This is a genomic window from Xanthomonas sp. 1678 (genome assembly GCF_031455575.1).
Classification (GTDB): Bacteria; Pseudomonadota; Gammaproteobacteria; order Xanthomonadales; family Xanthomonadaceae; genus Xanthomonas_A.
In genome coordinates, this window is the sequence record NZ_JAVDSZ010000011.1 from 20,003 (window position 1) to 43,527 (window position 23,525).

Sequence of the window (23,525 nt, forward strand, 5' to 3'; positions counted from 1 at the left end):
ATGGTCGCGGTACTGCCGAACGCGGCCTCGTTGCGCGACGCGGCAAGCGCGCCTGACGAGACGAGCCCGGCCTACAGCGAAATGCCGACGCCGAGCCTGACCGTGCTGCTGCGCTTCGATGGCGACAGCCCGGCCAAGGTGCTGGCCAGTCGCGCCGTGCGGGTGGAAGCCTACGATCCGTACCTGAGCGCCGACGCCACGCTGGGCGGCCACGCCGTGCCGCTGGCCGGCAACTTCAGCGCCGGCCACGGCGTGTGGATGGCGCGCTCCGGTTTCGCCGCGCAGTCGTTGCGCACGCTGTTCGGCATGGCCCGTGGCATCGACCGGCCGCACATCTTCCTGACCCAGCCCTACGATCCCAACCGCCGCGTGCTGGTGCTGCTGCATGGCCTGGCCAGCAGCCCCGAGGCCTGGGTGAACCTGGCCAACGAGCTGCTCGGCGACGAACAACTGCGCGCCCGCTATCAGATCTGGCTGGTCTACTACCCGACCAACCTGCCGATCGCCTACAACCACATCGAGATCCGCAAGGGCCTGCAGCAGGCGCTGGACCATTTCGATCCACACCGGCGCAGCGCCTCGGCGCACGGCATGGTGCTGGTCGGGCACAGCATGGGCGGCGTGCTGGCGCGGTTGATGGTGTCCTCCAGCGGCGGCGATCATCTGTGGCAGCGCCTGTTCGGCGACGGTGCGCTCGATCCGCAGGCGCAGCAGGCACTGCGAAACAGGCTGTCGCCGATGCTGCATTTCGAGCCGATGGCCGAAGTCTCCGAGGCGATCTTCCTTGCCTCGCCGCATCGCGGAACCCCGCAGGCGAGCGGCATGCTCGGCAGCCTGGTGGGCGGCCTGATCGGCATGCCCGCGCGCATCCTCGACCAGTTCAAGGACATCACCGGCACCGGCCTGGTCGGCAAGCTGCCGACCAGCATGGACAACCTCAGCGACCACGACGACTTCGTCCAGGCCGCGGCGGACCTGAAGATCTCGCCGAAGGTGACCTTTCACTCGATCATCGCCCGCCGCGATCCGCGCATGCCGCTGGCGCGATCCGACGACGGCTTCGTGCCCTACTGGAGCGCGCATCTGGACGGCGCGGCGTCGGAAACCGTCATCACCTCCGGGCACAGCGTGCAGGAAACTCCGCAAGCCATCCTGGAAATCCGCAAGCTGCTGCGTTGAAGAAAACGCACGGCGCGTCGCAGACAAAAAAACACCCGGCAGTGCCGGGTGTCTTCTTGCGAAATGGCGTCCCCACGGGGATTCGAACCCCGGTCGCCACCGTGAAAGGGTGATGTCCTAGGCCTCTAGACGATGGGGACGCTGATGGTGTTGCCGCTTTGCGGACAGGCCTATGTCCGAAAACTTGGTGGAGCCAGCCGGGATCGAACCGGCGACCTCTTGCATGCCATGCAAGCGCTCTCCCAGCTGAGCTATGGCCCCACGTGTACTGGCAGAAGCGGAATCGTACCCGATTCCCGCGGAATGTACAAATCCCGCACAAAAAAAGTCCGGCAGCGCCGGACTTCAGATGTCTTGCAAATAAAATGGCGTCCCCACGGGGATTCGAACCCCGGTCGCCACCGTGAAAGGGTGATGTCCTAGGCCTCTAGACGATGGGGACGCTGATAACGATGTAGCTTTTGCGGACAGGCCTAGTGCCCGAAAAAGTTGGTGGAGCCAGCCGGGATCGAACCGGCGACCTCTTGCATGCCATGCAAGCGCTCTCCCAGCTGAGCTATGGCCCCACGTGTGCTGCGAGGAGCGGAATATTAGCGATGGCGCCTGGCACGCGCAAGCGTTTTTTGAAGTTTCTTCACTGCGGCGAGCCGCGCGATCGGCGCGTGCGCAGGCGCAAGCGTCGATCGCGCCCTGCTCGACAGGTCGAACGCGATCCATTGCGGCCTTGGAAAACCCGGATGCCGCATGCGTTGTACCCATGCGCCGGACCGAAGACGCACAGGCGCGCCGCATTCCAAGCAGCTGGCCAACTCCCGTTTCGGTCCTGCATATGGCCCTGGTCCTGCGGCGCAGGAATGCATCTGCGCGCGAACACGCATCCGCAGCGACAGCGGGTTCCGTAGCTGCAAGCGGCGCACGTCTGCACGCCATCGCGCGCGGCGCGCGCGATCGATCGCCCTGCCGTCAATGCAGAACGTTCGGCGCCCAGGAAACGCGGAGGCCATCCTGTCCTGCGTGGCCGGCGCTGCCTGGCAGCGCCGCAGGCGCCGCAACACGTGCGGCGAAAAAAAACGGCAGCCGAAGCTGCCGTAGGTCCTGGTGCCGAAGGTGGGACTCGAACCCACACGCTTTTAAGGGCGGCGGATTTTGAGTCCGCTGCGTCTACCGATTCCGCCACTTCGGCGCGGCCGCGAAGTATAGCCGACCGTATCGGCCTGCGACAGGGGTAAATCCTTCATCTTCGCCGGGATCGGGGTCTAGCCGAGGCCGTCGCCGCTGCCGCTATAATTTCTGTTCCCAAACCTTAACGAGCAAGCGATGTCGGCATTGCAGGGCCTGCGCATCCTGGTGGTCGAGAACGACGAAATGAACGCCACGCTGCTGGAACTGCAGCTCGCTCAGGCCGGCGCCGAAGTGCTGGGCCCGGCCGAGTCGGTACGGCAGGCGCTTGCGCTGATCGAGCAGGAGCGGCCGGACCGCGCGGTGCTCGATTTCCGCCTGGCCGCCGGCGAAACCAGCGAAGCGGTTGCACGCACGCTCACCGAGCATGCGATCCCCTATGTGCTGGCCACCGGCGTCGCCGCCGAATCGCTGCCTGCCGGCTTCGCCGCCGGGGTCGTGCTGACCAAGCCTTACCTGTCGGAACAGCTGATCAAGGCGCTGCTCGATGCTCACGCGAAAATGACCGCGCGGCCTTGACAATCCCGGGTCGGGAGCCTGCCCCACGGCAGGGATAGACTCAAGGAACACCGCCATCGACGCCCATGACCGCTCGGCCCCACCTGTCTGGCTGCCCGCCAACAGCGCCACGGGAGCGTTGCTGTGCGCCACCGATTGGTCCGGCCACGAACTGGGGCCGCTGCAGGAATGGCCGCAGAGCCTGCGCTCGGCGCTGTCGCTGTGCCTGAACTCGCGCTTCCCGATGGTGATCCGCTGGGGCCAGCGGATGATCAACCTGTACAACGACGCCTACATTCCGATCCTCGGGATGCGCCATCCCTTCGCGTTCGGGCGCGCCTCGGCCGAGGTGTGGCCGGACGTGTGGCCCACGGTCGGGTTGCAGGCCGAACGCGTGCTGGCGACCGGCGAGCCGACCTGGAACGCGCACGTGCCGTTCGTGCTGACGCGCAACGGCTACGACGAAGAGGCGTATTTCACTTTTTCCTATAGCCCGATCTTCGACGACCACGGCGGCATTGGCGGCGTGCTGTGCGTGTGTACCGAGGACACCGCGCAGATCAGGCTGGAACGCGAGCGCGATGCGCTGTTGAAGGCGCTGGACGCGCAGCGCACGCAGATGGCCGACGCGTTCGAGCAGTCGCCGGCGGCGCTGGCGATCCTGCGCGGCCCGGATTACGTTGTGGAGAGCGTCAACCGGCGCTACCAGCAACTGGTCGGGCCGCGCGAGGTCGTCGGCAAGCCGCTGGCCGAGGCGATCCCGGAGATCCTGCAGCAGGGCTTCATCGACCTGCTCGACAACGTGCGCGCCAGCGGCCAGCCGTTCACCGGCGAATCGATGACCTTCAACCTGCGCCGCACGCCGCACGAGGCGGTCTCGGAGACCACGCTGGAATGCGTGTACCAGCCGATGCGCGACGCCGAGGGCAACGTCACCGGCGTGCTGGTGCACGGGATCGACCGCACCGAGCAGGCGCGCGCGCAGGCGCACGACAGCTTCCTGCTGATGCTCGAGGATGCGCTGCAGAACCTGGACAGCGTCGAGGCCATCTGCGAAACCGGTGCCGCGCTGCTCGGCCAGCACCTGCAGGCGAACCGCTGCGCCTATGCGATCGTCGACACCGACGAGGACGCCTTCGACGTGCGCGCCGACTACGTCGACGGTACCGCGCACCTGACCGGCCGCTCGCGTTTCAGCGATTTCGGCAGCGACCTGCTCGACTGCGTGCGCGAGAACCGGCCGTGGGTGGTGCAGGACACCGAGGCGCATTCGCCGCCACTGCGCTTCGACGATCCCGGCTATCGGCGCCTGGGCATGCGCGCGATCCTGACCGCACCGCTGCACAAGGCCGGCCGCCTGGTGGCGGCGATCGGCGTGCATCAGGTGCAGCCGCGGGTCTGGACCTCGGCGGAAATCGAACTGGTGCGGCTGGTCGCGGCGCGCTGCTGGGAATCGATGGAGCGCGCCGGCGCGCAGTCGGACCTGGCACGCAGCGAGGCGCGCCTGCGCGAACTGGCCGACGCGATGCCGCAGATCGTGTTCACCGCCACGCCCGAGGGCGATGTCGACTACTTCAACCGGCGCTGGTACGAGTACACCGGGCTGCCGCCTGGCGACCGCGGCCCCGACAGCTGGCGCGCCGTGCATACCGAGGAAGGCCTGGCGCGGGTGATGCAGGCCTGGCCGGAGGCCGTACACAGCGGCCGGCCGTACGAGATCGAGTACCCATTGCGCCGCCACGACGGCAGTTACCGCTGGCATCTGGGCCGCGCGCTACCCATCCGCGACGGCGACGGCCGGATCGTGCGCTGGATCGGCACCAATACCGATATCCACGATCGCCGCGTGGTCGAACAACGGCTGCAGGAAAGCGAACTGCGCTTCCGCAACCTGTGCGACAACGCGCCGGTGCTGATCTGGATGGCCAACGCCGACGGCGATTGCGAGTACGTCAGCCGCCAGTGGTTCCTGTTCACCGGGCAGACCGAACAGGAGGCGATGGGATCGGGCTGGATGGAGAAGATCCATGCCGACGATGTCGCCGCCGTCGGCCATGCGCTGACCCGCGCCGCCGCCGATCGCCGCGCGTTCACCATCGAATACCGGCTGCGCCGCCACGACGGCGAATACCGTTGGTGCGTGGACACCGCCACGCCGCGCTTCAGCGCCGCCGGCCAGTTCCTCGGCTTCATCGGCTCGCTGATGGACATCGCCGAGCGCAAGCGGATCGAGAACGCCACCGCCGCCGAACGCGCGGCGCTGGAGATGATCACCACCGGCAAGCCGCTGACCGCGGTGCTCGAAGCCATCGCGCGCGGCATCGAGGCGCAAAGCGACGTGGGCCTGCGCTGCACCATCATGCTGGTCGACGAACACCGCCAATGCCTGCTGGAAGGCGCCGCGCCGAGCATGCCCGCGGTGTTCCGCAAGACGGTGCAGCGCCTGCCGATCGGCGAGCACAGCGGCAGCTGCGGACGCGCCGCGTTCCTGCGCCGGCAGGTGCTGTGCAGCGATGTGCGGGTGGACGCGAACTGGCAGCAGTACCTGGTGATGGCGGCCGAAGCGGACATCGTCGCCTGTTGCTCCACCCCGATCCTGGCCAGCGACGGCCAGGTCCTGGGCGTGGTCGCGCTGTACTACCCGTTCGTGCACTACCCGACCGCGCACGAGCAGGACCTGGCGCGCTCGGCCTCGCACCTGGCCGGCATCATCATCGAACGCCGCGAGACTGACCTGCGCCTGCAGCAGCTGCTTGCTGCCGAGCAGAGCGCGCGCGGCGAGGCCGAGCGCGCCAGCCGCATGAAGGACGAATTCCTGGCCACGCTGAGCCACGAACTGCGCACCCCGCTCAACGCGATCCTGGGCTGGTCGCGGCTGATGCAGGGCGAGGCGGTACGCGAGAAGGACCTGACCCGGGGCCTGGAGGTGATCGAGCGCAGCGCCCATGCGCAGGCGCAGATCATCGACGACCTGCTGGACATGAGCGCCATCCTGTCCGGCAAGGTGCGCCTGGAACCCGCCGAGCTGGACCTGTGCGCGCTGGCGGGCGAAGCGATCGATACGGCCCGGCCCGGCGCCGAGCGCAAAGGCATCGACATCGTCCTGACCCCGTGCAGCGACAGCGCCACCCTGCCCTATCTCGGCGACGCGGTGCGCCTGCAGCAGGTGCTGACCAACCTGATCGGCAATGCGATCAAGTTCACCCCTAGCGGGGGCAAGGTCACGGTGACGCTCGACCATAGCGCCACCCATCTGCGCATCAGCGTCAGCGACAGCGGCGCCGGCATCGACCCGCTGTTCCTGCCGCACGTATTCGACCGTTTCCGCCAGGCCGACGCCAGCAGCACGCGCAGCGCCGGCGGCCTGGGCCTGGGCCTGGCGATCGCCAAGCAACTGACGGAAATGCACCACGGCCAGCTGTCGGTCAGCAGCGAAGGGGTCGGCCTCGGCGCCACCTTTACCCTGCTGCTGCCGCGCAACGACCTGCCAGGCCTGGATCCGGCGCGGCGCAGCGACAGCGCGGCGCTCGCCGCCGCGGCGATGCAGCGCGGCAGGATCCGCCTGAACGGGCTGCGCGTGCTGGTCGTCGACGACGACATGGATTCGCGCGGCGTCACCCAGCGCTTCCTGCAGCAAGTCGGCGCGGTGGTCGACGCCGCAGTGTCCGCCGACGACGCCGAATCCCTGCTGCGCGAGCGTCCTTACGACCTGCTGGTCAGCGACGTGGGCATGCCGCGCCGCGACGGGCACAGTCTGATCCGCAGCGTGCGCGCCCGCGGTGCCGGTGCGGCCAGCCGCATCCCGGCGATCGCGTTGACCGCGTACGTGCGCGGCGAGGACCGCTCGCTGGCGCTGGAAGCCGGCTTCAACGCGCATCTGGGCAAGCCGGTGGACCCGGCCAAGCTGATCGCGCTGGCGGCCTCGCTGACCCAGCCGCAGATCGCCGCCGAGCAGGATCCGAACGCGCAGACCGAACCGGCCTGAGCCGGCGCGGCAACGCTGCGCGCCGTGCGTCCCGCGGCCCGCGGCCCGGCCAGCAGCACGCGGCTGTGCCCGCTCAGCTGCGCTTGGCGCGTGCGAACGCGTCGGCCAGGGCGCTGTTCTGCGGCGGCGCGGCCGCGGCGCGCGGCTTGCCGTTGCCTCCGCCATTGCCGCCATTGCCGCCGCGCGCATCGCGTTCGCGACGCGGCGCGCCTGCCGCCGGACGCGCGCCGCCGTCGCGCTCGCCGGCGCGCGCCGACGCCGGCGCCGGCGTATCGTCCAGGCGCCGGGTCAACGCGATGCGCTTGCGCGCCACGTCCACTTCCAGCACCTTGACCTTGACGATGTCGCCGGCCTTGACCACGTCGCGCGGATCCTTGACGTAGCTGTCGGACAACGCGGAGATGTGCACCAGCCCGTCCTGGTGCACGCCGATGTCGACGAACGCACCGAACGCGGCGACGTTGCTGACCACGCCCTCCAGCACCATGCCCGGCCTGAGGTCCTTGATGTCCTCCACCCCGTCGGCGAAGCGCGCGGCCTTGAACTCCGGACGCGGATCGCGGCCCGGCTTCTCCAGTTCCTTGAGGATGTCGCGCACGGTCGGCACGCCGAACTTTTCGTCGGTGAACTGGTCCGGCTTGAGCGCGCGCAGGAAGCCGCCGTCGCCGATCAGCGCCTTGATCGGCTTGCCGGTGGCGCCGACGATGCGCTCCACCACCGGATACGCTTCCGGGTGCACCGCCGAGGCGTCCAGCGGCTCGTCGCCGTCGGCGATGCGCAGGAAGCCGGCGCATTGCTCGAAGGTCTTCTCGCCCAGCCGCGGCACCTTCAGCAGTTCCTTGCGGCGCTTGAACGGGCCGTTGTCGTCGCGGTGGCGGACGATGTTCTCGGCCACGCTGGCCGACAGCCCGGACACGCGCGACAGCAGCGCCGCCGAAGCGGTGTTGACGTGGACGCCGACCGCGTTGACGCAGTCCTCCACGCGCGCGTCCAGCGCCCGCGCCAGGCGGTACTGGTCCACGTCGTGCTGGTACTGGCCCACGCCGATCGCCTTCGGCTCGATCTTGACCAGTTCCGCCAGCGGATCCTGCAGGCGCCGCGCGATCGACACCGCGCCGCGCAGCGACACGTCCAGCTGCGGGAACTCCTTGGCCGCGAATTCGGACGCCGAATATACCGACGCGCCGGCCTCGCTGACCACGATCTTCTCCAGCTTCAGCTGCGGGTTCTGCTTGATCAGGTCGGCGGCGAGCCTGTCGGTCTCGCGGCTGGCGGTGCCGTTGCCGATCGCGATCAGTTCCACGCCATGTTGCGTGCACAGCTGCCTGAGCGTGTGCAGCGACTGGTCCCACTGCTTGCGCGGCTCGTGCGGATAGATGGTATCGGTGGCGAGCAGCTTGCCGGTGGCATCGACCACCGCGATCTTGCAGCCGGTGCGGATGCCCGGATCCAGGCCCAGGGTCACCCGCGCGCCGGCCGGCGCGGCCAGCATCAGGTCCTGCAGGTTGTCGCCGAACACCGCGATCGCCTCGGCTTCGGCCTTCTCGCGCGCCTGGTTGAACAGGTCCAGCAGCAGGTGCATGTGCAGCTTGGCGCGCCAGGTCAGGCGGCAGGCATCGAGCAGCCAGCGGTCGCCGGGGCGGCCCTGGTTGGCGATGCCGGCGCGCAGCGCGACGCGGCCCTCGGCGTACTGGTGGCCGGCCTCGGCGTCGCTGCCCGGGTCCAGTTCCAGGTACACGATTTCCTCGCGGCGCGCGCGGAACAGCGCCAGCAGCCGGTGCGAGGGAATCTTGGCCAGCGCCTCGGCATGGTCGAAGTAGTCGCGGTACTTGGCGCCTTCCTGCTCCTTGCCCTCGGCCACGCGCGCGCGGATCACGCCGACGTCGCCGAGCCAGCCGCGCAGTTCGCCGACCAACGCCGCGTCTTCGCCCCAGCGCTCCATCAGGATCGCGCGCGCGCCCTCCAGCGCCGCCTTGACGTCGGCCACGCCCTTGTCGGCGTCGACGAAGCTCGCGGCGAAGCTGTCCGGCGTCAGCGACGGGTCGGCCAGCAGGCCATCGGCCAGCGGTTCCAGGCCCGCTTCGCGCGCGATCTGCGCACGCGTGCGGCGCTTGGGCTTGTACGGCAGGTACAGGTCTTCCAGCCGCGACTTGGTATCGGCGGCGACGATCTCCGCGCGCAGTTCGTCGCTGAGCTTGCCCTGTTCGTCGATGCTGGCCAGCACCGCGGCGCGGCGGTCTTCCAGCTCGCGCAGATAGGTCAGGCGGGTTTCCAGGTTGCGCAACTGGGTGTCGTCGAGGCCGCCGGTGACTTCCTTGCGGTAGCGCGCGATGAACGGGACGCTGGCGCCTTCGTCGAGCAAGGCGATCGCGGCGCGCGCCTGCGCGGGCTGGGCGCCGATCTCCTCGGCGATGGTACGGGCGATCTGCTGGGCGAGCTGAGTGTCGTGCATTGCGTCCGGCCGGAGCCGCCTTGCGGAAAACCGGCATTTTCGCAGCGCCCGGGCCATCGGGGAACCCGTTGACAGGCGCGCGCCGACCTGTCGGCGTCAGCGCACGCCGACCAGCCCGCCTGTCGCCATCAGCTCACGCCGGTGGGGCCGTCCAGCACGATGCGCACCTTGCGGGTCAGGTCCAGGCGGTTGTAGGGCTTGGACAGCACCTCGAACTCGGCGCCGCCGGCATCGGTGCGCTCGATCGTGGACTCGGCGTAGCCGGTGGTCAGCAACACCTTGAGCCTGGGCCGGCGCCGCCGCGCCTCACGCGCCAGCATCACCCCGTTGAGCCCGCCGGGCATGATCAGGTCCGAATACAGCAGGTCCACGTGCACCCCGGTGTCGAGCAGTTCCAACGCCTCGCGCGCGTTGTGCACGACGTGGGTGGCGTAGCCCTGGTCCTCCAGGAACAGGCGCGCCAGTTCGGCGATGTCCGGCCGGTCCTCCACGATCAGGATCGTCTCGTCGCCCTGCCGGTCGAACGCGCGGCGGGTGCGCGAATCGCGCGGCGAGACGTTCTCGACGTTGTCGTCGATCGGGAAGTACAGCCGCACCGTGGTGCCGTGGCCCTCTTCCGAATACAACCGCACCGCGCCGCCGGACTGCTTGGCGAAGCCGTACACCATCGACAGGCCCAGGCCGGTGCCCTTGCCCTCGTCCTTGGTGGTGAAGAACGGATCCAGCACGTGGGCCAGCACGTCCGGCGACATGCCGCTGCCGTTGTCGGTGACCGAGACGCAGACGTAGTGGCCGGGCAACAGGTTGTCGTAGGTGGTGGGTTCGTCGGCGCGGATCGACACGTTGCGGGTCTGGATGACCAGGCGCGGCGCAGGCTGCGCGGCCATCGCGTCGCGCGCGTTGATCAGGATGTTGAGCAGCGCCACCTCGGCCTGGGTCGGATCGATCCGGCAGTTGCGCAGGTCGGCCGCCAGGTCCAGCGCGAAGGTGATGCCGTCGCCCAGCGTGCGCTCGGCCACGTCGCTCATGCCGGCGACCAGCGCGTTGAGGTTGAGCACGCGCCCTTCCAGCTTCTGCTTGCGCGCGAAGGCCAGCAATTGCTGGGTCAGCCGCGCGGCCTGGCCGGCGGCGTCGCGCGCGCGCTCCACGCTCTTGCGCAGCCGCGCCGGATCCAGCGGCTCGCGCTCCACCGCATGCTCGATCAGTTCCAGATAGCCGGACATGACCTGCAGCAGGTTGTTGAAGTCGTGCGCGATGCCGCCGGTCAGCTGGCCCAGCGCCTCCATCTTCTGCGCCTGGCGCAAGGCGTCCTCGGTATCGCGGCGGCGGCTGACGTCCAGCTGCGAGCCGAAGAAGTAGACCAGCTCGCCGTGCTCGTTGTAGACCGGCGAGATGAACAACGCATTCCAGAAACTGGAACCGTCCTTGCGATAGTTGAGGATCTCCACCGCCACTTCGCTGCGTGTGGCGATCGCCTCGCGAACGCTGTCCACGGTATCGCGATCGGTGTCCGGTCCCTGCAGGAAGCGGCAGTTGTTGCCGAGCAGTTCGTCGCTGCTGTAGCCGGTCATCTCCACGAACGCGCGGTTGACGAACACGATGGGGTTGTCCGCCTGCCTGGGATCGGTGACGATCATCGGCATGCGCGTGGTTTCCACGGCGGCGAAGAAGATGTCGCTGCGGTGGTCGGACAGGTCGGCGGTGGTGTTTTCGTGGACGGTGACGCGCGATGGCTTACGGGTATCGGGTGCTGGCATGGTCGATCGTAGTTCCATGCGAACCGTTGCTGGCCCGCCTATGCGGGCGACCACACCGGGGTCCGCACGCCGGCGTCAACGCGAATAGTACTTGTGCAGCCGTTCCACGACGATTTCGTCCTGCAACGATTCCAGCGCCATGATCCGCACCTGCCGATCGCTCACCGCAAGCACGCGTTCGACGTAGATCTCCGGCCCTGAGGCGGTTTCCTTCATCGACTTGCTGAAGCCGTAGGGCATCACGCCCTTCTCGCCATCCTTGCTGCCACCGATATACAGAACGACCGACATGACGCTTCCTCTGTTGGGAATTCGTGGAACTGGCGCGCAGCCTACACAGCGCCACGTGAGGGGATTCTCCACGCAGGTTAATCGTCGCTGTTTGCCCGCAGATGACTTACTTCTTTCTCACACCGGCTTAACTGCCCATGCCCGGTAGTCGCGCACCCCTCCCTGGCGGACCTGCATGGATCTCAAGAGCGGCTACCCCTTCTGGTCCGTGCGCAACGGCCTGATCCAGGCCTTCCCGCAACTGCGCAGCGACCTGCGCTGCGATGTGGCGATCGTCGGCGGCGGCATCACCGCCGCGCTGATCGCCGACGAACTGTCGGCGCACGGCCACGAGGTCGTCGTGCTGGAGCAACGCGACGTCGGCTGGGGCAGTACCGCCGCCAGCACCGCATTGCTGCAGTACGAGATCGACACCCACATGATCGACCTGGCCAAGCGCTACGACGAGGACGCCGCCGCCCTCGCCTACCGCTCCTGCGCGCAGGCGGTGGAGCAGTTGCGGGCGCTGGCGCGGCCGCTGCGCGATGTCGACTTCGGCTGGAACGACAGCCTGTACTACGCCAGCCGCCGCCGTCACGTGCGCGTACTGCAGCAGGAGCTGCAGCTGCGCGCGCGCCACGGACTCGAGGTGGAGTGGCTGGATGCGCAGGCGCTGCGCGCCGACTACGGCATCGACGCCCACGGCGCGATCCTCAGCCGCCAGGCGGCGCGGGTGGATCCCTACCGCCTGACCTACCGCCTGCTCGGCCGCGCGCACAAGCGCGGCGTCGGGGTCTACGACCGCACCCGCGTCGAGCTCATCGACCTGAGCCGCCGCGGCGCCACCCTGCATACCGAGCAGGGCCTGCAGGTCCGCGCCGGGCACGTGGTGATCGCGGCCGGCTACGCCAGCCAGCGCTGGCTGGACCCGCGCGTGGCCCGCAACCGCAGCAGCTACGCATTCGTCAGCGATCCGCTGGACGACGCGATGCTCGGCGCGCTGAAGCACACGATGGTGTGGGAAAGCGCGCGCCCCTACCTGTACCTGCGCACCACCGGCAACGGGCGCATCGTCGCCGGCGGCGAGGACGACGGCGTGGACATCCCGCTGCGCCGCGACGCCCGCGTCGACGGCAAGGCGCGCACGCTGTCGCGCAAGATCGCCAAGGCGATGCCGGGCCTGGACCTGAAGCCCACCTTCGCCTGGGCCGGCACCTTCGCCGAAACCGAAGACGGCCTGCCCTTCTTCGGCCCGCATCCGCAGCGCGGGCCGCGCATGCAGTTCGCGATGGCCTACGGCGGCAATGGCATCACCTACAGCATGCTCGGCGCCAGCCTGTTGCGTGCGCACATCGAGCGCCGCGCGCATCCGCTCAAGCAGCTGTTCGGTTTCGCCCGGCTGGACTGAGCTCAGCTCCGCCCCGGCCACCAGCCGCGGCCGAGCATCGCGTAGCGATCGGCGGCGCGCTCAAGCGGGTTGCGTACATGGACGCCGCCGCAGGCGAAGTACACCGGCAGGAACAGCGGCCCCAGCACCAGGTACTGCAGCACGTGGGCGCGCTCGTGATCGCCGAGGCGTACGTTCGGGTGCCGGCAGCGGCCGGCGGCGTGTTCGTAGGTGGCACAGGCCACGTCCAGGTCGTCGGCGCTGACCAGGATCACGTTGCCCAGCGTCAATGCGCCGCGCGGCCCCCAGGGAAACCGGTCGAACACCAGCGCCAGCTCGCGCCGGCTGATGCGTGCACGGGCACCGACCAGCATCGCGGCGAGTCCGGCGGTCAGGCCCAGCAGCGTATTGGGCAAGGTCCACAGCGCGCCCAGCACGAACCCGGCCCGGCGCAGCGCCGTCGCCGGCTGCGTCAATCGGCTTCGTTGGGAATCAGCAGCCACAGGATCAGATAGACCAGGATGCCGGGGAACGCGGCCGAGGCGATCGAGCCGATCACGTAGACCACGCGCAGCAGCGTCGCGCTCCAGCCGAAGCGATGCGCGATGCCGCCGATCACGCCGGCGATCATGCGATCGTCGAGCGAGCGCGACAGCGTACGGGTGGGTTTGGGCTGGGACATGGCGGCGGCTCCTGCGGCAAATGCGCGCTCAGTCTGGGCGCGGCGCCGCGGGCGGGGCGTGACGGCGCAGCACCGCCAGCTGTTGCGCGAACCAGGCCGCCGCATCCTGCTCCGGCTGGCCCGGACACGCCACCCGGTAAGCCTTGCCGCTGCTACTGCTTTGGCTGGCGCCGCGCTCGATGAACTGCTCGGCGGTGGCGGCCATCTCGCGCTTGCGCAGGTAGTCGTACTTGCGCTGCAGGTGCGCCTTGGCCTCCGCCGCCGGATACCAGCTGCCGTTGCGCTGGAACCGGCACGGCGAAGCCTGCAAGGCCGCCAGCAGCGCGTTGATTTCGCGCTCGGCGACCGGCGACGGCGCGGCTGCGGCCGCGACCGTGCAAACGCAGGCCAGGCCGAACGCGAACAGGCGCATGCCGAGCCGCTGCGCGGATCGCGTGGTGGGTTTCATCATGCGTCTATTCTCCGCCATCGCGCTCGGCCAGCCAGCGGTGCAGCGCCGCCGGCACTTCGCGTTGCGCGCGGCCGGACACGTAGATGCCGATGTGGCCGCCGCGAAAGCTGAGCTCGGCGTAGTCCTCGCTGCCGACCAGGCCGCGCAGCGCGCGCGATGCGTCCGGCGGCACCAGGTGGTCCTGCTCGGCATAGACATTGAGCACCGGCATGGCGACCCGGGCCAGGTCCACAGCGTGGTCGCCGATGCGCGCGCGGCCATGCATCAGCGCGTTGTCCTGGTAGAACTGCTTGACGAACTCGCGGAACGTCTCGCCGGCCAGGTCGGGCGAATCGAAGATCCATTTTTCCATGCGCAGGAAGTCCTCCAGCGCGCGCGGATCGTCGAGGATGTCCAGCAGCCCGACGTATTTCTGCAGGTTCAACCGGAACGGCTTGAGCATCAGGTAGCTGGCGTTCATCAGATCCGCCGGCACGTTGCCCAGCGTGTCCACGAACAGATCCACGTCCACCTGGCGCGCCCAGTTGGACAGCATGTTGTCCGGAGTATGGAAATCCACCGGGGTCACCATCGTCACCAGGTTGCGCACCTTCGCCGGCTGCAGCGCCGCATAGCACAGCGAGAAGGTGCCGCCCTGGCAGATGCCGAGCACGTTGACCGGCGCGCCGGCCGTGGCCGCGCGCAGGTGGTCGACCGCGCCGTCGATGTAGCGCAGCAGATAGTCTTCCAGGGTCAGGTAGCGCTCGGACCGGTCCGGATAGCCCCAGTCGAGCACGTAGACGTCCTCGCCCAGCGCCAGCAGACCCTGCACCAGCGAGCGGTCGGCCTGCAGGTCGACCATGTACGGGCGGTTGACCAGCGCATAGACGATCAGCAGCGGCACCTTCGCGGTCGGCGGCTTGCTGCCGACGAAGCGGTACAGCACCACCTTGCCGTCGCGCCACACCTCCTGCCGCTCGGTGACGCCGTACTGCACCTCGTCCAGCCCGGGCAGCACGCGCAGCCCTTCCATGAGCTTGCGCTGCAGCTCCAGGGTTTCCTGCAGCAGGTCGTCGCTGCTGAAGCTCAACGGCCCTTTCATGCGCGGCCCCGGCGCGGCGCCACGCCCGGCTTGCCACGCGCCGGCCTGGCGGCGGGCTTGGACGCCGCGGCAGACCTTGATGACGCGACAGGTTTGGACGGCGCGACAGGCTTGGACTTGACCGGCGGCTTGGACGCGGAAGCGGCGCGCTTGGTGGGCCGCTTCGCGGCGGCCTTGGCCGGCGTGCCGGCTGGCGCCGCCTTGGACGCGGGAGCAGCGGCAGGCCGGCCGCGCGACTGCGGACGCGATGCGGGTGCGGCGTTCTCGGTGGACTGGGGGTTCGCCGTCGCCGCGACCGGCGCGGCACCGCGCTCCAGCCGCCGCAGCCGCCGCTCCAGATCGGCGATGTGCCGATGCGCGGCATCCAGTTCGCTGCGGGTCGGCAGGCCCAATTGCTCGCACAGTTGCTCGGTCTCGCGCTGCAGCAGCGAACGCAGGCGCATCTGCGCGTTGGCGAAGCCGGCATAGACCTCGCGGAACTCCTCCGACAACGCCGAAGCCGCATAGGCCTCCTCGGCGGCGTCGATCCACAGGTCGAACATCGCCCGCGCGTTGGTCAGCTGGCGGCCGGGATCCTCGTGCTCGCGCAGCTTGGCCTCGAACACGCCGAAGGCGTTGTCGATCGCGCCCTGCAACTGGCCCATGTACGCCTGCAGCTGCGCCTGGTAGTCCTGCTGCGCCTTGGCCAGCGCGCGCCAGCGCGCATGGTGGTTGCGGCCCGGGCCGAAGCCCGGCATCTGCAGCCACGGCCCGCTGTCGCGCTGCCAACCCTGCAGCCATTGCGCCGCCTGCTGCAGCCACGGATCCACGCCGGCCTGGCCGGCGCCGCGGGCGGTGCCGAGCAACCATTGCAGCATCTGCTCGCGCTGGCCCTGCACCTGCTGCTTCCAGGCCGCGGCCACGTCCGCGCTGCCCGCATCGCGCCCGGCGAACTGCGCGGCCACCTGCTGCATCGCGCCGAACCAGTTGCCGGCCTGTCGCTGCAGCTGCGCCACCGCATCCTCGGTCTGAGGCGCGGCGCCGCGCGGCAGCCATTGCGCCCAGGTGTCGATCGCCTCGCGCCACGGACCAGCGGCGCCATCGGCGGGCGCTGCGGGCGCAGCCCCGCCCTGGCGCAGCGCCTCGCTCCACGCGCCCCAGTACTGCCGCGCCAACGCCTCGAAATCGCCGGCATCGTTGCCGCCGCTAGCCTTCATCGCCACCCTCCCAGGTCAGACGGGGATGATAGCAACTGCACCCGGTCAGGGCTTGGGAATACGCAGGGTCTTGCTGATCATCAGCGAACCGGACAGCGCGAACAGCAGCACCAGCGGGTGCAGCAGCCACGGCCCCAGCCGCCATTGGCCCCACCACAGCGCGTCGCCGATGTGGCCCAGGTACGCGGCGACCGCGAGCACGATCACCAACGCCAGGCTGCTGGGGATTGGCGTGCCTTCGAAATACGGGACCTTGTCGCCGTCGCCGGCCAGCTGCTCGGCGGTGACGTTGTAGCGCGCCAGGCGGCTGACCCCGCAACACACGAAGAAGCTCAGCACCAGCCAGTCCCAGCCGCCCTGCATGCCGCAGGCGTAGGCCAGCGCGGCCGGGGCGACGCCGAAGGAGATCACGTCGGCCAGCGAATCCAGTTCGCGGCCGAGGGTGGACGAGGACTTGCGCCAGCGCGCCACGCGCCCGTCCAGCGCATCGAACACGAACGCCAGCGGGATCAGCGCCATGCCGATCAGCAGGTCGCTGCGCCGGCCCTCCTGCAGGAAGCGCATCGACGCGAACACCGCGCCGGTGCCGCAGAAGGCGTTGGCCAGGGTGAACCAGTCGGCCAACTGGAATTCGCGCAGCATGGAGAAGTGGCGTTTCATCGGCATAGCGTGGCGGATCCAGCGTGAGAAGGGTGCGACCGGCACAGGGTAGCGTGGCGCCAGCGCAGTGGCGAGGATCGCCGCCATGGCGGCGTCGCGGCGCGCTGCTACGCTTGTCGCCCCTCGCCCACAGGTGCTTCCCATGCAGACCGTCCTGATCACCGGCGCCGCCAGCGGCATCGGCGCCGGCATCGCCCGCGAACTGGCCGCCGGCGGCCGCCACATCGTCGTCAGCGACCTGGATGTGCGCGCGGCCGCCGCAGTGGCCGCGCAACTGCGCGAGGCCGGCGGCTCGGCCGAGGCGGTGGCGCTGGACGTGAGCAGCGAGGCCAGCATCGATGCGGCCCTGGCGGCGATCTCGCGGCCGGTGGACGTGCTGGTCAACAACGCCGGATTGCAGCACGTGGCGCCGCTGCAGGACTTCCCGATGGCCAAGTGGAGCCTGCTGGTCGAAGTGATGCTGACCGGCGTGGCGCGGCTGACCCAGGCGCTGCTGCCGGGCATGCGCGCGCGCGGCTTCGGCCGCATCGTCAACATCGGCAGCATCCATTCGCTGGTCGCCAGCCCGTACAAGAGCGCTTACGTCGCCGCCAAGCACGGCCTGGTCGGGTTTTCCAAGGCCGTCGCGCTGGAGACCGCCGATACCGACATCACCATCAACACGCTGTGCCCCAGCTATGTGAAGACGCCGCTGGTGGACAAGCAGATCGCCGACCAGGCGCGCACCCGCGGCATCTCCGAGGCCGACGTGATCGCGCAGGTGATGCTCAAGCCGATGCCCAAGGGCGTGTTCATCGATTACGACGAGCTGGCCGGCTGCGTCGCGTTCCTGGCCTCGCCGGCGGCGCGCAACATCACCGCGCAGACCATCGCCATCGACGGCGGCTGGACCGCGCAATAGCGCGACGGCGCGTGCCGGCAACAATGGGGTTGCGGAACGGCGATCCTTGCTGGCGAATTTTTCGCCAATGCGGCGGCGGGCGTTGCGCTGCAACGCGGCCGCACTCTTATCCACAGACTTCGGTCGGTTCCATCCACACCCGCTGTGGAGAAGCGCGGCAGCGGCTGGCGAAAGTTTCGCCAGTCGGCAAAATCGGCCAGCCGTATCAGCGACTTGCCGCGCTTGCCCACAGGCTTGTGCAGGATCGATCCACAGCCGCTGTGGACAAGCGCAGCGCAGGCGCGGTGGCGCTCAGACCCGCGAGTAGCGCCACGACAGCATGCGCCCGTCGCGATACGGCATCACCCCGTGGAACGGACGTGGATCGGCGTCGAACACCAGCGGCAGGAAATGGCGGTCGCCCTCCCACAGCGGCAGCAATGGCATGTCCGCCACCGGCACCCAGGCCAGCGTGCCCTCGGCGTTCTCGGCGAACGGTTCGCCACTGTAGGCGCTGATCAGGAACAGGAAGCCCAGCCAGTCCTCGCCGTGCTTGCCAAAGCCGGGCCAGCTGATGGTGCCGCGCAATTGCAGCGCCTCGCATTCGATGCCGGCCTCCTCGCGGATCTCGCGGCGCATGCCGTCCAGCACGTCCTCGTCGGCCTCGACCTTGCCGCCCAGGCCGTTGTACTTGCCCAGGTGATGGTCGCCGGGCCGCGCGTTGCGATGGATCAGCAGCACCTTGGAACGGTCGGGCGACAGCACGTAGCCCAGCGTGGCGACGATCGGGGTGTAAGGCATGCGGCGGTCGGGCGAGTCGGCGGGCGCGCAGTATGCCGCATCCGCCGCGGCGAGCGGTCTATGCCACCACGCTTACAGCAGCGGCACCGGCGCGTCCTGCGCCGGCCGCGGCAATGGCGCGGCCGGCTTCAGCGTGGCCACGCCATGGCCGCGTTCGGCCAGGTATTCCAGCCATTTGCTGAGGAAGGTGTTCATGCGCATGCGGTGGCTGATCAGTTCCGCCGGCGGCGGATACAGCCCCATCACGTCCTGCCAGCGGCGGCCGACGTAGCAATGCGTGGTCTCGGCCTGGCGCGCATCGCGGTACATGCGCACGTAGGCCGACGGGTCCGGCTCGCCGGTGAGCGGGTCGCACAGGTCGTAGGTCAGGCGCAGTTCCACCGTGTAGCGGTGGTGCTCGATCACGTCCAGGCGCAGGTCCAGGCCGTCGCCGATCGAGGACAGGTAGCTGCCCACGGCCAGGTCCGACGGGACGAACAGGCGATTCAGGTGAACGTAGTTCTCGGCGTACAGCCCCATCAGCCAGCCGAATCGGCTGAGCCGGGGGATGCGTTCGCTGCGGGTCAGGGCGTGCTGCATGGAGCCGATGCTACACGTTGAAACGCCCGCGCGGCAGCATTGACGGATCGCCCGTGCCGGCCTACCTTGGAGGTCTCGGCACGGCGTTTTGCGGCCTGCCCGATGCGCCCTCCCTCTGGCGCCGCCGCATTCAGAACATCTCGCGCTGCAGGCCCAGCGTCGCCAGCACCTTGCTGGAAATCTCCTCGATCGAGGTATGCGTGGTGCTCAGGGTCGGGATCCGCTCCATCCTGAACATGGTCTCGGCCGCGGACACCTCGCGTCGGCACGTCTCCAGGTTGGAATAGCGCGAATTCGGCCGCCGCTCCTGGCGGATCTGCTGCAGGCGGTCCGGGTCGATGGTCAGCCCGAACAGCTTGCTGCGGTAGGGACGCAGCCGCGGCGGCAGCCGGTCGTGTTCCAGGTCCTCCTCGGTCAACGGATAGTTGGCCGCGCGCACGCCGTAATGCAGCGCCAGGTAGATGCAGGTCGGCGTCTTGCCGGCGCGCGAGACGGCAACCAGGATCAGGTCGGCCTCGTCGTAGTTGATCGCGATGCCGTCGTCGTGGGCCAACGCGAAGTTCATCGCGTTGATGCGGCGGTGATAGGTCTCGAAATCGACCATGCCGTGCGCCCGCCCTACCCGCGAATGCCGCGGCGCGTTCAATTCGCGCTCCAGCGGCTCGATGAACGGCGCGAACACATCGAGCATCAGCGCGCCGCTTTCGGACAGCAGCATGCTCAGCTGCGGATCGACGCAGGAGTTGACCACGATCGGCCGCACCTGGTAACGCTCCCCCGCGGCGTGGATGCGCTGCGCCGCTTCGCGCGCTTTTTCCGGATCGTCGATGAACGACATGCGGTCGGTGACGAAGCTGAAACCGCTGAACTGGGTGAGCAGGCTATGCCCAATGGTTTCAGCGGTGATACCGGTTCCATCGGACACGTAGAACACCGGTCGGATCGTCGACATAGCCTGCATTCTCCTTGCTGAAACCCAACGGATGCACCCGCTTGAGCTTGTGCCCACTCGGGTGCGCACTGCATGATATCGGCTTCTTCCCCCACGGACGCGGCCACTCTGCCCGCCTCGGGCGATGGCCCTACGGAGCATCGCGCTTGAACGAGAACATCCTTTGGTTGCACGAGTTGCGCTTGACCGACCTGGCCCGCGTCGGTGGCAAGAACTCTTCCCTCGGCGAAATGATCGGCAACCTGGCAGGACTCGGCGTCTCGGTGCCCGGCGGTTTCGCCACCACCGCCGAAGCGTTCAAGGCGTTCGTCGCCCACAACAATCTCTACCAGCGCATCTTCGACAAGCTGGCGACGCTGGACGTGGAAGACGTCGGCGCGCTGACCGTGGCCGGCAAGGAAATCCGCGGCTGGGTCACCGAGGCGCCGCTGCAGCCGGAGCTGGACCAGGCGATCCGCGACGCCTACGCGCAGCTGTGCGCCGAGAACGGCGGCGGCGACGTGGCAGTGGCGGTGCGCTCATCCGCAACCGCCGAAGACCTGCCCGACGCCAGCTTCGCCGGCCAGCAGGAGACCTTCCTCAACGTGACCGGCGCCGACGACGTGGTGCACAAGGTCAAGGAAGTCTTCGCCAGCCTGTACAACGACCGCGCCATCGCCTACCGCGTGCACCACGGCTTCAAGCACGAGGACGTGTTCCTGTCGGCCGGCGTGCAGCTGATGGTGCGCTCCGGCGTCGGCGCCTCCGGCGTGCTGTTCACGCTCGACACCGAGTCCGGTTTCCGCGACGTGGTGTTCGTTACCTCGAGCTTCGGCCTCGGCGAGATGGTCGTGCAGGGCGCGGTCAATCCCGACGAGTTCTACGTCTACAAGCCCACCCTCAATGCCGGCAAGCCGGCGATCCTGCGCCGTTCGCTGGGCAGCAAGCTGATCCGCATGGTGTATTCGGATGTGCCCGGCGAGCGCGTTCGCATCGAGGACACCCCGGCCGAACTGCGCAACACCTTCTCGATCAGCGACGAGGACGTGCAGGAGCTGTCCAAGCAGGCGCTGGTGATCGAGAAGCACTACCAGCGGCCGATGGACATCGAGTGGGCGAAGGACGGCGTCAGCGGCAAGCTGTTCATCGTGCAGGCGCGTCCTGAAACCGTGAAGTCGCGCGGCCATGCCACCCAGATCGAGCGCTTCGCGCTGGAAAAGCGCGGCACGGTGATCGCCGAAGGCCGCGCTATCGGCCAGAAGATCGGCGCCGGCGTGGCCCGCGTGGTGCGCAGCCTGGACGACATGAGCCGGGTGCAGGCCGGCGACGTGCTGGTCGCGGACATGACCGATCCCGATTGGGAGCCGGTGATGAAGCGCGCCTCGGCGATCGTCACCAACCGCGGCGGCCGCACCTGCCACGCGGCGATCATCGCCCGCGAGCTGGGCGTGCCGGCGGTGGTCGGCACCGGCAACGCGATGGAGCTGATCGAGGACGGCCGCGAGGTCACGGTCAGTTGCGCCGAGGGCGACACCGGCTTCATCTACGCCGACCTGCTGCCGTTCGAGCGCACCACCACCGACCTGGGCAATATGCCGCCGGCGCCGCTGAAGATCATGATGAACGTGGCCAACCCGGAGCGCGCGTTCGACTTCGGCCAGTTGCCCAACGCCGGCATCGGCCTGGCGCGGCTGGAGATGATCATCGCCGCGCACATCGGCATCCATCCCAACGCGCTGCTGGAGTACGCCAAGCAGGACGCGGCGACCAAGAAGAAGATCGACGAGAAGATCGCCGGCTATGCCGATCCGGTCAGTTTCTACATCAACCGCTTGGCCGAAGGCATCGCCACGCTGACCGCGTCGGTGGCGCCGAACCCGGTGATCGTGCGCCTGTCGGACTTCAAGTCCAACGAGTACGCCAACCTGATCGGCGGCAGCAACTACGAGCCGCACGAAGAGAACCCGATGATCGGCTTCCGCGGCGCCAGCCGCTACGTCGATCCGAGCTTCTCGGCCGCGTTCGCGCTGGAATGCAAGGCGGTGCTCAAGGTCCGCAACGAGATGGGCCTGGACAACATGTGGGTGATGATCCCGTTCGTGCGCACCCTCGAGGAAGGCCGCAAGGTCATCGAGGTGCTGGCCCAGAACGGGCTGCGCCAGGGCGAGAACAACCTGAAGATCATCATGATGTGCGAGGTGCCGTCGAACGCGCTGCTCGCCGACGAGTTCCTGGAGATCTTCGACGGCTTCTCGATCGGCTCCAACGACCTGACCCAGCTCACCCTGGGCCTGGATCGCGATTCGTCGATCGTGGCGCACCTGTTCGACGAGCGTAATCCGGCGGTGAAGAAGATGCTGTCGATGGCGATCAAGGCCGCGCGCGCCAAGGGCAAGTACGTCGGCATCTGCGGCCAGGGTCCATCGGATCACCCGGACCTGGCCGAGTGGCTGATGCAGGAAGGCATCGAGTCGGTGTCGCTGAATCCCGACACCGTGGTCGATACCTGGTTGCGCCTGGCCAAGCTGAAAGCCGCCGGCTGATGGCGACGGCAGCAACGTTGATGGCGGCGGCCGCGGCGGCCGCCCCCGCCGCACCGGCACAGGTGCGGCAATCCTTGAGCTGGCGGGACCTGGATTGGGCGCAGTACGCGCTCAACTGGGGCGTGGCGCTGGTCATCCTGGTGCTGGGGATGTGGATCGCCAAGCGCCTGAGCCAATGGCTGCACCGTGCGCTGATGCGCGCACGGGTGGAAACCACGCTCAGCAATTTCCTGCGCAACGTCGCCTATGCGCTGCTGCTGGTGCTGGTGTTCGTGTCGGCGCTGCAGAAGATCGGGGTGCCGCCGACGTCGCTGTTCGCGGTGCTCGGCGCGGCCGGCCTGGCGGTCGGCCTGGCGCTGAAGGATTCGCTGTCCAATATCGCCTCGGGGGTGATGCTGATCGTGCTGCGGCCGATGCGCGACGGCGACCACGTGGTCATAGCCGGGCAGGAAGGCATCGTCGACGAGATCCGGATCTTCCAGACCCGCATCCGCAGCTTCGACGAGCGCATGATCACCCTGCCCAACAGCACCATCACCACCGCGCCGATCGTCAACTACAGCACCCTGCCCAACCGGCGCCTGGAGATCACCGTCGGCGTCGGCTATGGCGACGACCTGAAGAAAGCCCAGCAGCTGCTGCTGCAGATCGCCCAGGACAATCCGGCCATCCTGGAGACGCCGGCGCCGTTCGTGCAGGTCACCAACCTGGGCGAGAGCACGGTGGACCTGATGCTGTTCGCCTACGCCAGGAACGGCGACTTCGGCGCGGCCAAGAGCACCACGCTCGAGAACATCCGCAACCAGCTGCTGGAGAACGGGCTCAGCATTCCCTATCCGCAGCGCGATCTGCACGTGTACCACCACGATGCCGATGGCCGCCCGATCGCCGAGCTGTTGCTGAAGGGTGTGACCGACGACGGCGAGACCAAGCAGGGCCCGCCGCTGGCCCGTTGAGGCCATCCCGGCGCGTCGCAAGACCGTGCCCGCCAGGCACGGTCCTACGCGCTGCATC

At 68.6% G+C, this 23,525-nt stretch carries 19 protein-coding genes and 5 tRNA genes; 7 read left to right on the forward strand and 17 right to left on the reverse strand.

The window, feature by feature from the left end; genetic code table 11:
• Positions 1–1,179, forward strand: coding sequence for an alpha/beta fold hydrolase (locus tag J2Y70_RS17715; protein ID WP_309920485.1), 1,179 nt, complete (start codon positions 1–3; stop codon positions 1,177–1,179).
• A 64-nt stretch (positions 1,180–1,243) separates the two neighbouring features.
• Here the strand turns inward: J2Y70_RS17715 and J2Y70_RS17720 are convergent.
• From J2Y70_RS17720 to J2Y70_RS17740, 5 genes are all read right to left on the reverse strand, one after another.
• A tRNA-Glu gene (locus J2Y70_RS17720) sits at positions 1,244–1,319 on the reverse strand.
• A 45-nt stretch (positions 1,320–1,364) separates the two neighbouring features.
• Positions 1,365–1,440: transfer RNA gene (locus J2Y70_RS17725), tRNA-Ala, on the reverse strand.
• Positions 1,441–1,545: 105 nt separating this feature from the next.
• Positions 1,546–1,621 (reverse strand) — tRNA-Glu (locus tag J2Y70_RS17730).
• 48 nt (positions 1,622–1,669) lie between these two features.
• Positions 1,670–1,745: transfer RNA gene (locus J2Y70_RS17735), tRNA-Ala, on the reverse strand.
• Between the two features lie 530 nt (positions 1,746–2,275).
• Positions 2,276–2,362, reverse strand: a tRNA-Leu gene (locus J2Y70_RS17740).
• Positions 2,363–2,496: 134 nt separating this feature from the next.
• Between J2Y70_RS17740 and J2Y70_RS17745 the strand changes: the two genes are divergently transcribed.
• On the forward strand, positions 2,497–2,877 hold the full coding sequence (locus J2Y70_RS17745) for a response regulator (RefSeq protein ID WP_263394614.1): 381 nt from the start codon (positions 2,497–2,499) through the stop codon (positions 2,875–2,877).
• 118 nt (positions 2,878–2,995) lie between these two features.
• The gene (locus J2Y70_RS17750) at positions 2,996–6,841 is read left to right on the forward strand and encodes a PAS domain-containing protein (RefSeq protein ID WP_309920490.1); all 3,846 of its coding nucleotides are present in this window, start codon (positions 2,996–2,998) and stop codon (positions 6,839–6,841) included.
• Between the two features lie 73 nt (positions 6,842–6,914).
• Here the strand turns inward: J2Y70_RS17750 and J2Y70_RS17755 are convergent, their stop codons facing one another.
• The 3 genes from J2Y70_RS17755 to J2Y70_RS17765 form a co-directional block, all read right to left on the reverse strand.
• The gene (locus J2Y70_RS17755) at positions 6,915–9,293 is read right to left on the reverse strand and encodes a Tex family protein (RefSeq protein ID WP_309920493.1); all 2,379 of its coding nucleotides are present in this window, start codon (positions 9,291–9,293) and stop codon (positions 6,915–6,917) included.
• 128 nt (positions 9,294–9,421) lie between these two features.
• Complete coding sequence (locus J2Y70_RS17760; RefSeq protein WP_309920496.1) at positions 9,422–11,050, reverse strand: hybrid sensor histidine kinase/response regulator; 1,629 nt, start codon at positions 11,048–11,050, stop codon at positions 9,422–9,424.
• 75 nt (positions 11,051–11,125) lie between these two features.
• Positions 11,126–11,341, reverse strand: coding sequence for a hypothetical protein (locus J2Y70_RS17765; RefSeq protein ID WP_263394618.1), 216 nt, complete (start codon positions 11,339–11,341; stop codon positions 11,126–11,128).
• A 175-nt stretch (positions 11,342–11,516) separates the two neighbouring features.
• On the opposite strand from J2Y70_RS17765, the gene J2Y70_RS17770 reads away from it, so the two are divergent.
• Positions 11,517–12,728: an FAD-dependent oxidoreductase gene (locus J2Y70_RS17770; RefSeq protein ID WP_309920501.1), complete on the forward strand. Its 1,212-nt coding sequence runs from the start codon at positions 11,517–11,519 to the stop codon at positions 12,726–12,728.
• A 2-nt stretch (positions 12,729–12,730) separates the two neighbouring features.
• On the opposite strand, the gene J2Y70_RS17775 is transcribed toward J2Y70_RS17770, so the two are convergent.
• From J2Y70_RS17775 to J2Y70_RS17800, 6 genes are read right to left on the reverse strand one after another with little or no spacing between them, the layout of a single operon-like run.
• Positions 12,731–13,183 carry a hypothetical protein gene (locus tag J2Y70_RS17775; RefSeq protein ID WP_309920504.1) on the reverse strand — a complete coding sequence of 151 codons (453 nt, stop codon included), beginning with the start codon at positions 13,181–13,183 and terminating at the stop codon, positions 12,731–12,733.
• Positions 13,180–13,389: a PspC domain-containing protein gene (locus J2Y70_RS17780; protein ID WP_263394620.1), complete on the reverse strand. Its 210-nt coding sequence runs from the start codon at positions 13,387–13,389 to the stop codon at positions 13,180–13,182. Before J2Y70_RS17780 ends, J2Y70_RS17775 begins: the two co-directional genes overlap by 4 nt.
• A gap of 28 nt (positions 13,390–13,417) precedes the next feature.
• Positions 13,418–13,801, reverse strand: coding sequence for a DUF5329 domain-containing protein (locus J2Y70_RS17785; RefSeq protein ID WP_309920783.1), 384 nt, complete (start codon positions 13,799–13,801; stop codon positions 13,418–13,420).
• A 43-nt stretch (positions 13,802–13,844) separates the two neighbouring features.
• Positions 13,845–14,921 carry a class III poly(R)-hydroxyalkanoic acid synthase subunit PhaC gene (locus J2Y70_RS17790; RefSeq protein ID WP_309920508.1) on the reverse strand — a complete coding sequence of 359 codons (1,077 nt, stop codon included), beginning with the start codon at positions 14,919–14,921 and terminating at the stop codon, positions 13,845–13,847.
• The gene (phaE, locus tag J2Y70_RS17795; protein WP_309920510.1) at positions 14,918–16,117 is read right to left on the reverse strand and encodes a class III poly(R)-hydroxyalkanoic acid synthase subunit PhaE; all 1,200 of its coding nucleotides are present in this window, start codon (positions 16,115–16,117) and stop codon (positions 14,918–14,920) included. Before phaE ends, J2Y70_RS17790 begins: the two co-directional genes overlap by 4 nt.
• Positions 16,118–16,162: 45 nt before the next feature.
• Positions 16,163–16,777 (reverse strand): phosphatidylcholine/phosphatidylserine synthase, encoded by a 615-nt coding sequence (locus J2Y70_RS17800; protein ID WP_263394623.1) that lies wholly within the window; start codon positions 16,775–16,777, stop codon positions 16,163–16,165.
• A 142-nt stretch (positions 16,778–16,919) separates the two neighbouring features.
• Between J2Y70_RS17800 and J2Y70_RS17805 the strand changes: the two genes are divergently transcribed.
• Positions 16,920–17,678 (forward strand): 3-hydroxybutyrate dehydrogenase, encoded by a 759-nt coding sequence (locus J2Y70_RS17805; RefSeq protein WP_309920516.1) that lies wholly within the window; start codon positions 16,920–16,922, stop codon positions 17,676–17,678.
• Between the two features lie 291 nt (positions 17,679–17,969).
• Here the strand turns inward: J2Y70_RS17805 and J2Y70_RS17810 are convergent, their stop codons facing one another.
• From J2Y70_RS17810 to J2Y70_RS17820, 3 genes are all read right to left on the reverse strand, one after another.
• Positions 17,970–18,458: an 8-oxo-dGTP diphosphatase gene (locus tag J2Y70_RS17810; RefSeq protein WP_309920519.1), complete on the reverse strand. Its 489-nt coding sequence runs from the start codon at positions 18,456–18,458 to the stop codon at positions 17,970–17,972.
• A gap of 72 nt (positions 18,459–18,530) precedes the next feature.
• Complete coding sequence (locus tag J2Y70_RS17815) at positions 18,531–19,037, reverse strand: DUF1249 domain-containing protein (RefSeq protein WP_263394626.1); 507 nt, start codon at positions 19,035–19,037, stop codon at positions 18,531–18,533.
• A gap of 130 nt (positions 19,038–19,167) precedes the next feature.
• Positions 19,168–19,989 carry a pyruvate, water dikinase regulatory protein gene (locus J2Y70_RS17820; protein ID WP_263394627.1) on the reverse strand — a complete coding sequence of 274 codons (822 nt, stop codon included), beginning with the start codon at positions 19,987–19,989 and terminating at the stop codon, positions 19,168–19,170.
• A gap of 146 nt (positions 19,990–20,135) precedes the next feature.
• On the opposite strand from J2Y70_RS17820, the gene ppsA reads away from it, so the two are divergent.
• Entirely contained in the window at positions 20,136–22,511 is a 2,376-nt protein-coding gene (ppsA, locus tag J2Y70_RS17825; protein WP_309920526.1) for a phosphoenolpyruvate synthase, read from the forward strand.
• Entirely contained in the window at positions 22,511–23,467 is a 957-nt protein-coding gene (locus J2Y70_RS17830; RefSeq protein ID WP_309920529.1) for a mechanosensitive ion channel family protein, read from the forward strand. Before ppsA ends, J2Y70_RS17830 begins: the two co-directional genes overlap by 1 nt.
• The last annotated feature ends 58 nt before the right edge of the window (positions 23,468–23,525 follow it).